12 protein-coding genes are annotated in these 13,757 nt (G+C 58.9%); 6 read left to right on the top strand and 6 right to left on the bottom strand.

Annotation, left to right across the window (positions count from 1 at the left end; genetic code table 11):
* Positions 1 to 58 precede the first annotated feature (58 nt).
* Positions 59 to 1,396, bottom strand: coding sequence for a carbohydrate-binding protein (locus AC4HNJ_RS10755; RefSeq protein WP_490479563.1), 1,338 nt, complete (start codon positions 1,394 to 1,396; stop codon positions 59 to 61).
* A 644-nt stretch (positions 1,397 to 2,040) separates the two neighbouring features.
* Here AC4HNJ_RS10755 and AC4HNJ_RS10760 point away from each other — a divergent pair.
* The 4 genes from AC4HNJ_RS10760 to AC4HNJ_RS10775 all read left to right on the top strand — a co-directional run bounded on the left by AC4HNJ_RS10760 (position 2,041) and on the right by AC4HNJ_RS10775 (position 7,510).
* A complete protein-coding gene (locus AC4HNJ_RS10760; protein WP_490479564.1) occupies positions 2,041 to 2,529 on the top strand; it encodes a VOC family protein in 489 nt (162 codons plus the stop codon).
* Between the two features lie 125 nt (positions 2,530 to 2,654).
* A complete protein-coding gene (locus AC4HNJ_RS10765; RefSeq protein WP_490479565.1) occupies positions 2,655 to 3,896 on the top strand; it encodes an MFS transporter in 1,242 nt (413 codons plus the stop codon).
* A 163-nt stretch (positions 3,897 to 4,059) separates the two neighbouring features.
* Positions 4,060 to 5,727: a methyl-accepting chemotaxis protein gene (locus AC4HNJ_RS10770; RefSeq protein ID WP_490479566.1), complete on the top strand. Its 1,668-nt coding sequence runs from the start codon at positions 4,060 to 4,062 to the stop codon at positions 5,725 to 5,727.
* The gene (locus AC4HNJ_RS10775) at positions 5,678 to 7,510 is read left to right on the top strand and encodes a GGDEF domain-containing protein (protein ID WP_490479567.1); all 1,833 of its coding nucleotides are present in this window, start codon (positions 5,678 to 5,680) and stop codon (positions 7,508 to 7,510) included. The genes AC4HNJ_RS10770 and AC4HNJ_RS10775 overlap by 50 nt, the downstream gene beginning before the upstream one ends.
* A gap of 156 nt (positions 7,511 to 7,666) precedes the next feature.
* On the opposite strand, the gene AC4HNJ_RS10780 is transcribed toward AC4HNJ_RS10775, so the two are convergent.
* Complete coding sequence (locus tag AC4HNJ_RS10780; protein ID WP_490479568.1) at positions 7,667 to 8,041, bottom strand: hypothetical protein; 375 nt, start codon at positions 8,039 to 8,041, stop codon at positions 7,667 to 7,669.
* Positions 8,042 to 8,250: 209 nt separating this feature from the next.
* Complete coding sequence (locus AC4HNJ_RS10785; RefSeq protein WP_490479569.1) at positions 8,251 to 8,622, bottom strand: hypothetical protein; 372 nt, start codon at positions 8,620 to 8,622, stop codon at positions 8,251 to 8,253.
* Positions 8,623 to 8,999: 377 nt separating this feature from the next.
* Here AC4HNJ_RS10785 and AC4HNJ_RS10790 point away from each other — a divergent pair, with 377 nt between their 5' ends.
* Entirely contained in the window at positions 9,000 to 9,674 is a 675-nt protein-coding gene (locus AC4HNJ_RS10790; RefSeq protein ID WP_490479570.1) for a restriction endonuclease, read from the top strand.
* Positions 9,675 to 9,741: 67 nt separating this feature from the next.
* On the opposite strand, the gene AC4HNJ_RS10795 is transcribed toward AC4HNJ_RS10790, so the two are convergent.
* The 3 genes from AC4HNJ_RS10795 to AC4HNJ_RS10805 all read right to left on the bottom strand — a co-directional run bounded on the left by AC4HNJ_RS10795 (position 9,742) and on the right by AC4HNJ_RS10805 (position 12,449).
* Positions 9,742 to 10,479: a 2OG-Fe(II) oxygenase gene (locus AC4HNJ_RS10795; RefSeq protein ID WP_490479571.1), complete on the bottom strand. Its 738-nt coding sequence runs from the start codon at positions 10,477 to 10,479 to the stop codon at positions 9,742 to 9,744.
* 152 nt (positions 10,480 to 10,631) lie between these two features.
* Entirely contained in the window at positions 10,632 to 11,900 is a 1,269-nt protein-coding gene (locus AC4HNJ_RS10800) for an MFS transporter (RefSeq protein ID WP_490479572.1), read from the bottom strand.
* Positions 11,901 to 12,059: 159 nt separating this feature from the next.
* Positions 12,060 to 12,449, bottom strand: a complete 390-nt coding sequence (locus AC4HNJ_RS10805) for a hypothetical protein (RefSeq protein ID WP_490479573.1) — start codon at positions 12,447 to 12,449, stop codon at positions 12,060 to 12,062.
* Between the two features lie 155 nt (positions 12,450 to 12,604).
* Between AC4HNJ_RS10805 and AC4HNJ_RS10810 the strand changes: the two genes are divergently transcribed.
* Positions 12,605 to 13,750: a calcium:cation antiporter gene (locus AC4HNJ_RS10810; RefSeq protein ID WP_490479574.1), complete on the top strand. Its 1,146-nt coding sequence runs from the start codon at positions 12,605 to 12,607 to the stop codon at positions 13,748 to 13,750.
* Positions 13,751 to 13,757 lie beyond the last annotated feature (7 nt).

Consider the following 13,757-nt stretch of genomic DNA (forward strand, 5'->3'; position numbering starts at 1 on the left):
CCGACCGGCAGACACGCCGGTCGGCAACGGCATTTCCCCTGCTCCTGTACCGACGGCTTTATTTGCCGAGGTCTTTCAGGAACTCATTGGTAAAAGCAAGCGAACCTGCTGATGGATACGAATTGCATGTTGGCGATGCCGAGCCCGCAGCACACGGCGTGTCGCGATCCAGCGACCAGAAATGCAGCCCAGCCAGACCATTGGCAGTCGCATAGTTGGTGATGGTGTCCACATCGGCGAGCGTGGTGATCTCACCTTGCGCATCGTTCTGCCCGATCATCGGCGTCAGCTCGATATGACTGGCCGGAATGCCATAGGCATGCTCCAGATTCTTCACCGCCTGAATAGCGGACTGACCCATTTCGCACGCGCCGCTCACCACGACGCAGTTAGCCGCGCTCGCAGAACCGTAATCCATCACCATCAAATTGACGGTGTAGTTCTTCAGTGCAGGGCTCGAGGCCTGGATGGCCTGAACGACCTCCGCTCCCAACGAATTGACACCGCCGTAGCTGCCATCCGAGGCCGCCAGCGTCGCCAAGGTAAAGGAGAAGCGCAAGTTGGGATACTGCGACTGGGCCGCCGCTACGTCCGCCACCAATTGCTGGATGTCGGCCTGCGTCTGTCCGCCTTCGATATCGAAATCCACGCCCACCATGTGCGAGGTGTAGTAGCTCGCAATAAAGCTTTCGAACGCCGATGCCGACGAGCACGTGAATACGCCGGCTTGGCCGCCTGTGGAAACCACGTAACTGAGGCCTGCACTGTTCAGCGCGTTGATATTGGCGGAAACAAATTGGGATGCCGTGACACCGCCCCAACTTTCGCTACCGCACGAACCGGTGGCAAAAGCCAGGGTAATCGCAGGCAGATTCGGTTCGGCGGTCGAATAGAAACTGCCGCTACCAACCAATGGCAACGTCGTTCCCGTTACCGCCGTTTGCATGGTGTTGGTGTTCCAGTTGAGATTGATCGTGACGTCCTTGTACGGACTGAACACGAAGCCGCTCGGCGCAGGCGTGGGAGTTGGCGTAGGAGTGGGAGTCGGCGTAGGTGTTGGGGTGGGAGTAGGGGTCGGCGTGGGTGTCGGGGTCGGCGAACCACCACACGAACCTTGCGAAGTCCAAGGCTGTCCGCTACCAGGCCCACCATTGTTCGTGGCGGGATCGTTGCCCTGTGTCCACCAATTCGCTTCGTAATTGACACCATTTTCGCTGGCCACATTGCCGGCCGTATAAATGGCCGTTGCACTCCAGGCCGCAGCGCAAGTCGTTTGCGCATGTACGGCCTGTATCGGCGCAACAGTGAGCAAGGTTGTAGATAACGCCGCACCGACCGCCGTGGTCAGTGTGCTTAGCGCCAATGTGGACCACTTCGTCGACTTCTTCTCTTGCATGGGACTGTCTCCAGGGCTGATGGAACCGCAACAAGTGAAAGAACATTGGCGATCACATGACCGCCTTCCGGGCAGCCACGGGGGACAGTCGCCTTTTCGCGTCCATGCACACCACCGCTTGTCATGAACTTGCAAAAGTGCGCCGAGTATCTGCCCCTTATGACAACGTTGTCCAGTACATTTGGCAGAACTTTCCACGCTGGAACGTGATCCGTATCGCAAAGAAAAAAATGTCATATCCATGCAGCTGCGAATTCACATGGCCTGCACATATGCGTTGCTTCATACCTAAAAATGTAGCCTTTTATCGCTGCAACGCAGCATCATCATGGATGACAATCAAGCACTATCGACTCTTATGACTGTCCCGTCGGCAAGCACGGCTGGTTGCAATGGCTAGCGCATGCGTTCCAAATCGGACTACAAAGATATGGACATCCATGACAACGATAGCCACCCGCATGCATGTCCCGTAATCCTGGCAAACACCTAACGAGCCGGCATAGAAAGACACATGCCGAGCAGTACTTTTTTACCGTGATCGCAGACCATGCATGGTCTCGAGTGCCCAGACTCATCATGTCGATTCCAAGTCAGCGCGTTCGTCGTAGTCATAGACAAACGACATTCATAGGAGGCATGCCATGAGCCCACGATTCCAGCGCATCACGCCCTTCCTCTGGTTTGATCACGAAGCTGAGCAAGCGGTGCACTTCTACGTATCCATCTTTGAAAACTCACATGTCCTGGCAACGACCCACTACGACAGGGAGACGGCCAAAGCTGCGCGCAGACCAGAAGGTTCGGTCATGACGGTTGCCTTCGAGTTGGATGGTCAAGCCATGTCTGCACTCAATGGCGGGCCGGTGTTTGCGTTTACTCCCGCCATCTCGCTGGTGGTGAATTGCCGGACGCAAGACGAAATCGACTTCTACTGGCAAGCCCTATCCAAGGATGGTGATCCCTCTGCCCAACAATGCGGCTGGCTTAAAGATCGTTACGGCCTCTCCTGGCAGATCGTGCCGGCGCAACTGCTGGAATGGCTCACGTCATCCAGCGCGACGCGCGTCATGCAGGCTGTATTGACTATGAAGAAACTGGATCTGTCCGTGCTACAGCGTGTGGCGAGCTAGGGCACCGCACGAAAAGTGCCGGTTACATAAATTCCGCACGGCCGTGATGCATTGCAGCATGCGAGGCGTATAATGGCGCCCGTTATCCGGTTTTCCCCGCCCCGGATCCTGCGAAGTACTCTCACATGGCCGATGCCTCTCGCTCCATCGCGACCCCTGCGGGTCGTCAGTCCGGTGTATTGCTGGCAATCCTCAGCACCGTCGCCTTCACCTTTATGGCCTATTTGACTATCGGCTTATCGCTGGCGGTGCTACCGGGTTTCGTGCATAGCCAGCTAGGTTTCGGTGCGATGCTGGCAGGCCTCGCCATCAGCATGCAGTACGTCGCCACTCTGCTCAGTCGCCCTCACGCCGGGCGCATGGCGGATACCAAAGGACCCAAACGTACCGTACTGACCGGACTCTCGATGTGCGTCGTTAGCGGTGTGCTATTGCTGTGCGGCGCACTGGCCGTGCATTGGCCATGGTTGAGCCTCGGCCTGATTTTTCTCGCGCGACTGGCGCTCGGCTGCGCCGAAAGCTGTGTCGGTACCGGCGCCATTGCGTGGGGCATGGGGCAAGTTGGCCATGAACACACCGCGCGGGTCATTTCGTGGAATGGCGTGGCTACCTACGGCGCATTGGCGGCGGGCGCCCCCTTGGGCGTGGTTGTAGCGCATCATTTCGGGTTTGCGGCGATTGGCATCGTCTCCTTGCTGCTTCCACTCGTCGCGCTTCCGCTTGCCCAGTTGAAGCGAGCCACTGCGGCTGCCACGGGTGAACGTTCATCCTTTCGCACCGTGGCCGCACGGGTGGTGCCTTACGGCATCGGGCTCGCGCTGGGTTCGGTCGGCTTCGGCTGCATCGCTACCTTTATCACGCTCTTCTACGCCGCACACGGCTGGCAGAACGCCGCGCTTGCGCTGACTGTATTCGGTGTGGTGTTCGTGGGCGTTCGCTTCCTGTTCGCGCGAACCATTCCATGGCTGGGCGGTTATCGCGTTGCGATGCTTTCATTGTTAGTGGAAGCGATCGGCCTGGTCATTCTCTGTCTCGCTGGCAGCGCGTGGATGGCCTGTCTGGGCGCAGCTGTTGCCGGCCTTGGTTTTTCACTTGTGTTTCCTGCGCTCGGCGTTGAAGCGGTGCATCGTGTCCCCGCCCCCAGCAGGGGCTCTGCCTTAGGGGTCTATTCCGTATTTATGGACGTCGCCATGGCCGTGACGGGACCATTAGGCGGATGGGTCGCCAGCGGCCTCGGCTACAACGCGATTTACGGGTTCGCCGCATTCGCCGCTGCGATAGCCATTGCGCTTGCCTTCGTGTTACACGCACAAGCCATGCGCGAGCAACCGACCTTGTCTGCCGCAGTAAGTATCGGCGCCGAATAAGCGCAAATCCTTTTGCCCTCGACACCCTACCCCAACCGCAACTTTCCCGAGACCGCAACCAGGGTGTCAAATAGCTGAAATATAAGAGCTTTTCAGCTATTGCCGCTTAAGTTGCGGCGCTGCTCGCCGACTAGTGAAGTATCCCCTTCCCCAAGTGTGCTCCATGCTCTCGCTCCGTTCCGGCCTGTTCCGCGTCACGCTCCGCAAACTTTTGCTGCTTCGCCTGGCTGGCATCCTTGTCTTACTGATAGCTATCGGCGTCCTGTGCAGTATCTCGCTCATGAAAGCCGACCAGCGCATCCAGTCGGTAGTCGGCGGCACCCTGGCCCCCATCTCCGACGTGGGCCGTATCCAGAGCGATTTCAACAACGATTTCCAGGCGCTCTCCCACGCGGTATTGATGCGCTTGCCGTCCGCCGTCAACGACGCCGCCACCGCCATCAAGAGCAATCGCGTCGACATCGATCGCTATTGGTCGCCGTTATTGCAAAGCAGCCTCGGCACACAGCAGAAAGCACTGCTCACCCTCGCGTCGGAACATCGCAAAGACGCCGATCAGGCCATGGACGATACGCTCAGCTTGCTACAGGCAGGACAGTTCGATATCGCACAGCTCAAGCTCGCCACTGACGTACAACCTTCCTTGGTCCCGTTGCAAAGCGACTTCACCAATTTGTTCGAAAACGCACTGGCGACCGGCAACGCACAGTCGCAAAACCAGCACATGGCCAATCGTCGCGGCCTGTTGATATTGCTCGCAGTCTTTGCCGGCGCGCTGCTGCTGGCCTCGCTTAGCGATGGCATTCTGATTCGCGCCCTTGGGGCGCGATTGCGTCTTGCGTCCGATGTCGCCAAACGTATTGCGCGTGGTGAACTGGGCGAGCCCGTTGCAGTGGGCCGCGACGATGAAATCGGCAGCCTGCTGCGTGCACTTGTCACTATGGAAAACCAACTGGTGAACGTGGTGCGAGAGGTCCGCAACGGTGCGACCCATGTACGCCATGATGCCCATGTATTGGAAGAAAACACGCATGCGCTGAGCCTGCGTACGCAAAGCCAGGCGGCAAGCCTCGAGCAAAGCTCCGCCTCGATGGAACAAATGGCCTCAAGCGTGGCCGAAACTGCCACTGCCGCTGAGGAAGCCAACCAGGTTGCCACCGCCTCGCGCCAGCTCGCTGAGCAGGGGCAGCAGATTGTTCGCCGGACGGTTACGGCCATGGACGCCATCGACCGCTCCGGCCAGCGTATTACTGAGTTCGTCAGCCTCATCAACGACGTGGCATTCCAAACCAACTTGCTGGCCCTCAACGCGGCAGTGGAAGCGGCGCATGCAGGCGAACATGGCCGCGGCTTCGCCGTGGTTGCCAGTGAAATCCGGCAGCTCGCGCAACGCTGTTCTACCGCCGCACGCGACGTGAAGGAATCGATCGAAGACAGCGCTACGGCACTTGGGGAAGGCCGCGTTCTTGCGTTGCAATCGGGCGAAGCCTTATCCGGCATCGTTGCCAGTGCTGCACACGTTTCCGAAAAAGTGGCGGGCATGGCGCTATCCAGTAAGGAACAAACGACTGGCATTACACAGGTGAATCTAGCTATCTCGGGCATGGATGCCACCACTCAGGAAAACGCAGCGCTGGTGGAACGCACGGCCCTCATGAGCCAGATGATGCGGAGCAGCGCGGAAGCACTGCTGGTGCAGATGGATTTCTTCCGCATTCGAGAGCAGCCTCGGGCAGAGCAAGCCGCCCTGCCCGCCAACGCAAACGCAAACGCCCAGGGCGATGACGATCTTCAACCCTCAACGACGCCGTTCTTCGATCAAGCTGCCTGATCCGCGCATGGCACTCTTCCGCGACAACGGCCGCTTTACCTCGCTGCTCGATCGCGCGCAAAGCGGCCTATGCGCCGTATTCCAGCCGCTAGTGCGCCTGGATACATTACATGTCGTGGCACACGAAGGATTGACTCGCTCCAACGAACAACTCGGAGGCATCAGCACGCCGGAGCTGCTGAACCTGGCTCGCGCCGAAGGGAGGCTTGGCGAATTCGAGCTTGCTGCCGCGCGTACAGTGTGCGGTGCGTTCACAGCGCAAAACGCGCCCGGACGTCTGCTGGTCAATCTGAGTGCGCAGGCGTTCATGCAGGAATCGATTCGGCCCGACGATTTGCTCGCAGCGCTCAGCACAGGCGGCATGGATCTCAGCCGCATCACGGTTGAATTGACCGAACGCGACATCGTCGAGGAGCCGGCCCGGCTCGCCCATGCCTTGGGCTATTTGCGCGCCCACGGTGTGCGTTTCGCACTGGACGACTTCGGCAATGGGCATTCCAATTTCGAAATGTGGAACGAAATCCATCCCGAAGTAGTGAAGATCGATCGCTATTTGATTGACGGACTGGCCAAGAGCGCCGAACGGCTCGCGATCGTGCGCGCGCTATGCCAAGTTGCCGAAACGCTGGGCGCGGATCTGGTCGGCGAAGGCGTGGAAGACGCCGATGACCTATGCATGCTGCGCGAACTGGGCATTCCCTATGCACAGGGATTTCTGCTTGGGTACCCTTCGCCGCGGACCATCGATGAGATCAGCGCCCGAGCTCGCACCGCGCTGAGCCACAGCACCGTTGCCATACCGCCGCGCCCGCGCGGCCCGGTGACCCAGCGTCCCATGCATCTCGGTCATCTGGTGATCGACGCGCCACCGCTTACCAGTCGCCACACCAATCATGATGTCATCGAATTATTTTCAAAGTTTCCCGAACTTCATGCAGTGGCTGTGGTAGAGGAAGCCCGGCCGGTCGGAATCATCAACCGCCGCGTATTCAGCGAACGCATGGCTCAACCTTATACGCGCGAACTGTATGGTCGCAAAAGCTGCACTGCCTTTATGCATGAGGCACCCCTGCTGTGCGACGTACATCAATCACTGGAGAGCATGGCGGACATTTTGCGTGGCCAGGACCAACGCTACCTCAGCGATGGGTTTGTCATCATCCGCGATGGTGCCTACCTCGGCCTAGGCACCGGCGAATCGCTAGTGCGACGTGTCACTGAATTGCGCATCGAAGCGGCGCGCTACGCCAATCCCTTGACCTTCCTGCCAGGCAATATCCCCGTGACGGAGCACGTCGCCCGACTGCTGCGCGCCGAACTGCCGTTCACCGTCGCTTATGTGGATCTCAATCATTTCAAGCCGTTCAACGATCAATATGGTTATTTCCGTGGCGATGAAATGATCCGGCTACTGGCCGGCATCCTGACGGCACAGGTGAATCCGCGCTGCGACTTTGTCGGCCATATCGGCGGCGACGATTTCCTGCTCGTATTTCAGAGCGACGACTGGGAAGCTCGCTGCCATCACATCGTCGAGCTGTTCAATCAGCGGGCTCGTGCATTGTTTGCTTCCGAAGACATCCTCCGCGAAGGCATCGTCGGCGAGGACAGGCACGGCAATACACAGTTTTTCCCGCTGACCACGGTGGCGATTGGCGCCGTTCGCGTTGCGCCCCCTTTCCCTGGCCACCCGGAAACGCTGGCGACACTGGCCGCCCGCGCAAAACGGCACGCCAAGCGCGCCCAGGTCGGGTTCTACTTGCTGGCCGGTGAAATGCCCTAGGGCCTGTTTACAGGACTGGCGTGGCTCGCGCTGGGAGCTGTTTCCGCGCCAGACAAGGAAGAGCGAAGGCGTGTACGTCGGTCCACGACTGAGCGATGACGCGGTATGGCGGGCAAACAGACCCAGCCCTTCGGGTTGCCGTTGCCTGTACCCGGCTCAGCCCATGTGCAGCCAGTATACGTAAACGCCATTCTGCCGGTCTTCTTCGCGAAAACCTTCGCGACCTTCGGCAACAACACCCCATACCGTGCGTACGCCATCACCATAATAGCGATCCACACGCACATGCTCCCCCTTGGGAATCAGAAAGCGTGTCTCCAATACCAGCACGCGCTCTTTCTCCCATACGAGTATGGCCTTGCGTCCCGTATTGGCACCCCAACCGACATGGACGTGTACATCCTGGGTGGGAAACCCGCCACGGTTATCCAGCTTCCAGCTTTCCGTTTTGCGCAGCAGCGCCTCCAACTGCGGGTCGCTCCAATCCACTTGGTTGCTTGGCACCTTGGAATGGGGCTTGAAATGGCTCATGCAATGACATCCGTTAGAGCCGACGCAACGCGCCAGGCCTCACATACAAACACCACCGTTCGACCCTTAGTGCAAACAACGCGCTTCTGCTCAGTGACCTATCGAACCACGCCTGAGCCGGGGGACTCTGGCGAAGCCGGACAACAACGTTTCGGACGGTGGTGGGTTTAGGCGCTTTATCGGTACATCCACGATTTTCTTTAGGAGTGCTAGCGCGCCTGCAGCCAATACAGGTGAATGCCCTTTTTGCGGTCTTCTTCGCGAAAGCCTTCCCGGCCTTCCAGCACCACGCCCCACAGCGTGCGAATGCGATCGCCCAGATGCTTGTCGATTCTTACCTGTTCGCCTTCTGCCAGGGCGAAACGTGTCTCCAGCACGATCGACGATTCACGCTCCCACACCAGTACGGCCGATCTCCCTACCGTGCCGCTCCAGCCAAGGTAGATCTCCACGTCTTGCGGCGAGAAGCCGCCACGATTGTCCAAGCGCCAGCCTTCGCTGCGCTGGAGCAATGACGCCAACTCCGGATCGTTCCAGTCGACACGAACGGTAGAGACTCTGGTATGCGGCTTGTGAGTCATGCGATCCATCCTGCAGAAAAAAGGAGATAAGCGTGCTGGCGAGGAGCTGCAAATGTGCGCGCCTGTCGTGATGGAGGAACCACTCCAGCGCCGAGCGGCGTGGATGGTGAGCTCCTCTCATGCTAATAAACGTGAAGCCTCTCCCACGCCCGCAAACCAAACGGCATTCACCTTCCCTTATCGACCAAATCGCCATGGGTGCGGACGGAATCTCGCCGCAACGCACAAAATAGAGCCTCGCAGAACAGCCGATTTGCCGCTTAGCCGCGGCAGAATCCCGCTGCGGCCGAATGCCGCACTGCACGCTGATCTCCGCCATCGTCCGCGCTAAGGTCAAGCTGCGGTTCGGAAGCAGCGTTAACAGCTCGGGGGAGTTGATGGCGAAGCACGGAACACATCGCGTCGAAAAACTCATTTCGGTGCATTGGCCAGCCGGCGTTCTGCTCGGCTTGAGCGCTTATCTTGAGATGCGCTATGGAATCGGCGTGCACAACGCAGTGCATATGTTGCTTTTGTGGATGGCGCTGATTACCTGCTGGGGATGCGCTTTTGCCACCTGCTTTGGGCACCGCAACCGCATGCATCGGCTGGAGGTACGCGACCAACTGGCTGATCTGTGCGCCCTGCACTGGCGCATCTTTGAAGATAACGTGGCGCAAGCATTTCGTTTTCGCGGCTATGCGGTGGAACGTGCGGGACAAGCCGATGCCGACAATGGCCTTGATTTAGTGATGCGCAAGCATGGCATAACCACGCTGGTGCAATGCCGGCACTGGCATCGCCGCAACGTCGAGGTCAAGGACGTTCGCGAGATGTACAGCCTGATGAAGTTTCATCAGGCTTCGGCTGTGAAGATCGTTGCCTGTGGCGACTACACCGAAGATGCGTGGAGATTCGTCACAGGCAAACCATTCGAACTGATCTATGGTGAAACCTTGTTGGCGATGCTCAGCGATGCGCAACTGCCGATCGGCGCAGGTGTCGTACCGTTCCAGGCACCTGCTTCGCCGCCTCCCATGCATCACAAACCGCGTACCGCTGCCATTACTTGATGGAAAGGCCGCTACGCGGCCTTTCTTATTTTTCCGGTCTCGACCTATTCGCCACCAACGCACCGGATCAGAGTGCGTCGTGAAAAATGATGCCCAAGGTATAGCGCTGGCCACTGCGAATCCGGCTGACACCGTGACGCATGGTGACCCGATATATGCCATGCACACCCTGTACGGGTCGATGATGGACTGGAAAAATCACCGCATCGCCCTGGCAGAGCGGCACGACTTCCGGCCGTGACTGCATGCGTGGACGCTGCTCGGTGAGCACGAATTCGCCTCCGGTAAAGTCCACGCCCGGCTGCGAAAGCAGTATCGCCAGTTGCAACGGAAAGACCTGCTCGCCATACAGATCCTGATGCAAGCAGTTGTAATCGCCCTCGCCATAGCGAAGCATCAAAGGTGTCGGACGCGACTGGCCCGCCGCACTGCATCGCGTGAGATATTCCTCATGCGTCCGGGGATAACGCACATCGACACCCAGGGCTGCGTTCCAGCGATTGGCCACCTGCGCGAGAGGCGAATAGAAAGCAGCGCGCAGGGCGTGAACCATGGCTGGAAGCGGATACGCAAAATACTTGTATTCACCACGCCCGAATCCGTGCCGCGCCATGATCACCCTGCTTCTGAAATAGCGGTCATCGGCATAAAGAGCGGCAAGGGCGCGGCATGTGCCGCCGTCCATCAACCCGCGAATCATGGCCGCGCCATAACGATCGAGTTCGCAGCCCAATGCATGCCAATCCCGATCATGCAGAGTATCGACAACGCTGTCCGCCTTCACTTGCTTGTCAACACTCTGCATGCGCCGCGTTCCAACCAAAAGTCGTGGAATGACCACTGTATCGCCCTGTACCGCGGCCCCACTCCGTTTCTTGCGAAACTCGACTTGCTCCATCGGATAAGCCGAAACAGGCGGCAAACCAGCTAATCACATAAACATCGCCCAAACAGGCGTCAGTGCGCCGCATCTTCTTTGGGTGTGATCAGCAGCGCCAGCACCGTCAGTATCGCTGCTGCCGAGAGGTAATACCCCACGTACGCCAGCCCATAAGTCTTGGCCAGCCAGGTTGCGAGGTAAGGAGCCAATGAAGCCCCAAAGATGCCAGCCATGTTGAAGGCCAGCGATGCCCCGGTGTACCGCACGGCCGTAGGAAACATGTGTGCCAGCACCGAGCCGAGCGGGCCATAGGTCATACCGACGATGCACATGCCCACCACCATGAACAGCAAGCCGCTATGCGAGAAAAGCGGAGCATAAGCAATACCGAATACGAAGATCAGCACGGTGGCAAGCACCATGGTGAAACGCCCACCACGGCGATCCGCCAGCCACGCCGAAAAAGGAATCAGCGCCGCGAAGAACAATACCCCGACCATTTGCACGATCAGGAACGACTCGCGTGAATAATTCAGCTTTGACGTTGCCCAGCTGAGTGCGAACACGGTCATCAAGTAAAAGATGACGAACGTGGCCAGTGCACCAAAGGTGCCAGCCACCAGCGCGCGGGGATGCTTCGACAATACACTGAACATCGGCACGCGCACTCTTTCTTGCAAAGCCATGGCGCGGGCGAAGGCCGGCGTTTCGGTCAGGCGCAGGCGCATCCACAGTCCTACGACCACCAGCACGGCGCTGGCAAGAAACGGCACGCGCCATCCCCATGCAAAGAACACCGCATCGCCCATGCTCTGCGTCAACCATAAAAACAAGCCGGTCGCGATAAGAAAGCCGATCGGTGCGCCGAGCTGCGGAAACATGCCATACCACGCCCGCTTGCCAGCAGGCGCGTTCTCGATCGCAAGCAACACGGCGCCGCCCCACTCGCCACCCAATCCCAAGCCCTGCCCCAATCGGCACAACGCTAGCAAAGCCGGCGCTGCCACTCCGATATGCGCGTAGGTAGGAAGCAAACCAATCATCACGGTGGAAAGCCCCATAGTGAGCAGCGCCGCGACCAGCGTGGCCTTGCGTCCGATGCGATCGCCAAAGTGCCCGAACAGCGCCGAGCCAATCGGCCTGGCGATGAAGGCCAATGCGAACGTAGCGAACGACTGTAGCGTCGCCGACGCCGCATCGCTCGCAGGAAAAAACAGTTTCGGGAAAACCAGGACGGCCGCCGTGGCGTAGATATAGAAATCGAAGAACTCGATGGTCGTTCCGACCAGGCTTGCAAACAAAACCCGTGCCGGCGAATTGGCCGGCGTGGTGACGGCATCACGCATTTCCAAGTTTTCCCGCTAAAGGTTGGCGCGATTCTGCCAGAAGACATGGAAAGGGTGCCGCATGGATTATTCGCAAAAGTGACTTGACGAGTCTAAAGGCCCTGTTGCATGGCATGCCCTTTTTGCGCAGACCGGATGAGGACCCAACACAGATCGTACTTATGGTGCAGCGGCAGGGCGTCGCGCCAACAAAAAACGACGTACCGCCGGATCACGGGCAAGACCGATGGCCATGTCGTAGGCATGGCAAGCCTGCACGACATCGCCCACGCGCGAGAACAACGCCGCCCGCGCCGCCCAGTAAGGCTGATACTCCATCAGCCGTTTGTCGGCAGCGAGGCCCTCGATAATGACCAGCGCGGCTTGCGGTCCCTCGTGTTCCGCAATTGCCAGGAGACGGTTGAGGGCAACTACGGGAGAGGCGGTCAAAGCATGCAGGGCGCTGTAAAGCTCCACTTCCGGTGCCCAGTCGGTTCGGCCCGAGCGGCGGCGCTCGATGTGCGCCGATTGCAACGCCACTTCCAGCGGATAGCGGCCGATATGTCCCAAAGAGGCGGCCCGCCGTAGCAGCGCCTCAGCCTCATCAATCAGTGCATAGCGGCCGCATCGCCACTTCGCCGTTTCCGTACACTGTCGATGCCTTTGCGGCGCGCAACCACTTACTATCCGTTCAAGACTCTGCCAGCCAAAAGGATGAGGAGCCCATGCAGATACCGATGACGACCATGCGGCCCGCGATGGGCTGGCTGACCGTGGCACTGTTTCTGCTCTTCGGCTCGCAGTGGATCCACGAACTCAATCATCCCTGGATCGCCGGCGCCTTGTTCGCATGGCTATTCATCGTGATCGTATGGGTAGCCTTCGGTGTGGTGCATGAAGCGGAGACACTGGCCGAGATGTTGGGCGAACCATTGGGCACGTTGGTTCTCACACTCTCGATCGTGGTGATCGAAGTCGTGCTGATTTCAGCAGTGATGCTCGGGTCGAAAGGTAATGCCACGCTGGCACGCGACACCATGTATGCGGTACTGATGATCGTGCTCAACGGCGTAGTGGGACTTGGCCTGCTCCTGGGCGGCATTCGGCATTACGAGCAGGCATACAATCTGAAAGGCGCGTCGGCTTACCTGTCCGTGATCATCCCGCTGACGATCATTGCGCTGGTGCTGCCGGACTTCACCACCTCCACGCAGGATGGCTCGCTTTCCCCTCCGCAGGCGCTCATGTTCTCCCTGCTGACGATCGCCCTGTACGGCATTTTTTTGTGGCTGCAGACCGGCCGCCATCGCGGCTATTTCGTCGCTCCCGATGCCCATCCGAACATCCCAGACGATGCGCATGATGAACAATCCATGCCCACCGGCGCCCTGCCGGTCGACAACGCATCGATCGACAAAAGGAAGCTCTTGCTTCATTTCGTCGTATTGCTGGTGAACATTCTGCCTATCGTCATTCTTTCCAAGAGTCTCGCGAAGATTCTCGATTACGGCATTGCCGCCACCGGCGCTCCAGCGGCACTTGGCGGCGTGGTGATCGCCCTGCTCGTCTTTGCGCCGGAAGGCATTTCCGCACTCATCGCCGCACGGGCCGATCGGCTGACCCGTGCCATCAACCTCTGCCTGGGCGCAGTGACATCCACGCTGGGCCTCACGGTACCTGCCGTGCTCGCCATCAGTCTCTATACCGGGCAATCTGTTCTTCTGGGCTTGCCCCCAGCAAGCATCGTGATGCTGATGGCCACACTCGTGCTCAGTGGACTGACCTTTTCCAGCTCACGCACCACCATGCTTGAAGGGGCGGTACATCTCTCGCTATTTGCCGTCTTCCTGGTGCTGGTATTCAGTCCTTAAGTCGACA

The sequence above is a fragment of the Dyella sp. SYSU CM1112 genome, from assembly GCF_058216415.1.

Excerpts from the sequence above, each read along its gene's own strand:
- AC4HNJ_RS10760 (WP_490479564.1), top strand. The coding sequence starts at position 2,041 with ATGAGCCCACGATTCCAGCGCATCACGCCCTTCCTCTGGTTTGATCAC.
- AC4HNJ_RS10770 (WP_490479566.1), top strand. The coding sequence starts at position 4,060 with ATGCTCTCGCTCCGTTCCGGCCTGTTCCGCGTCACGCTCCGCAAACTT.
- AC4HNJ_RS10790 (WP_490479570.1), top strand. The coding sequence starts at position 9,000 with ATGGCGAAGCACGGAACACATCGCGTCGAAAAACTCATTTCGGTGCAT.
- AC4HNJ_RS10795 (WP_490479571.1), bottom strand. The coding sequence starts at position 10,479 with ATGCAGAGTGTTGACAAGCAAGTGAAGGCGGACAGCGTTGTCGATACT.
- AC4HNJ_RS10800 (WP_490479572.1), bottom strand. The coding sequence starts at position 11,900 with ATGCGTGATGCCGTCACCACGCCGGCCAATTCGCCGGCACGGGTTTTG.
- AC4HNJ_RS10785 (WP_490479569.1), bottom strand. The coding sequence starts at position 8,622 with ATGACTCACAAGCCGCATACCAGAGTCTCTACCGTTCGTGTCGACTGG.
- AC4HNJ_RS10765 (WP_490479565.1), top strand. The coding sequence starts at position 2,655 with ATGGCCGATGCCTCTCGCTCCATCGCGACCCCTGCGGGTCGTCAGTCC.
- AC4HNJ_RS10810 (WP_490479574.1), top strand. The coding sequence starts at position 12,605 with ATGCAGATACCGATGACGACCATGCGGCCCGCGATGGGCTGGCTGACC.
- AC4HNJ_RS10780 (WP_490479568.1), bottom strand. The coding sequence starts at position 8,041 with ATGAGCCATTTCAAGCCCCATTCCAAGGTGCCAAGCAACCAAGTGGAT.
- AC4HNJ_RS10755 (WP_490479563.1), bottom strand. The coding sequence starts at position 1,396 with ATGCAAGAGAAGAAGTCGACGAAGTGGTCCACATTGGCGCTAAGCACA.
- AC4HNJ_RS10775 (WP_490479567.1), top strand. The coding sequence starts at position 5,678 with ATGACGATCTTCAACCCTCAACGACGCCGTTCTTCGATCAAGCTGCCT.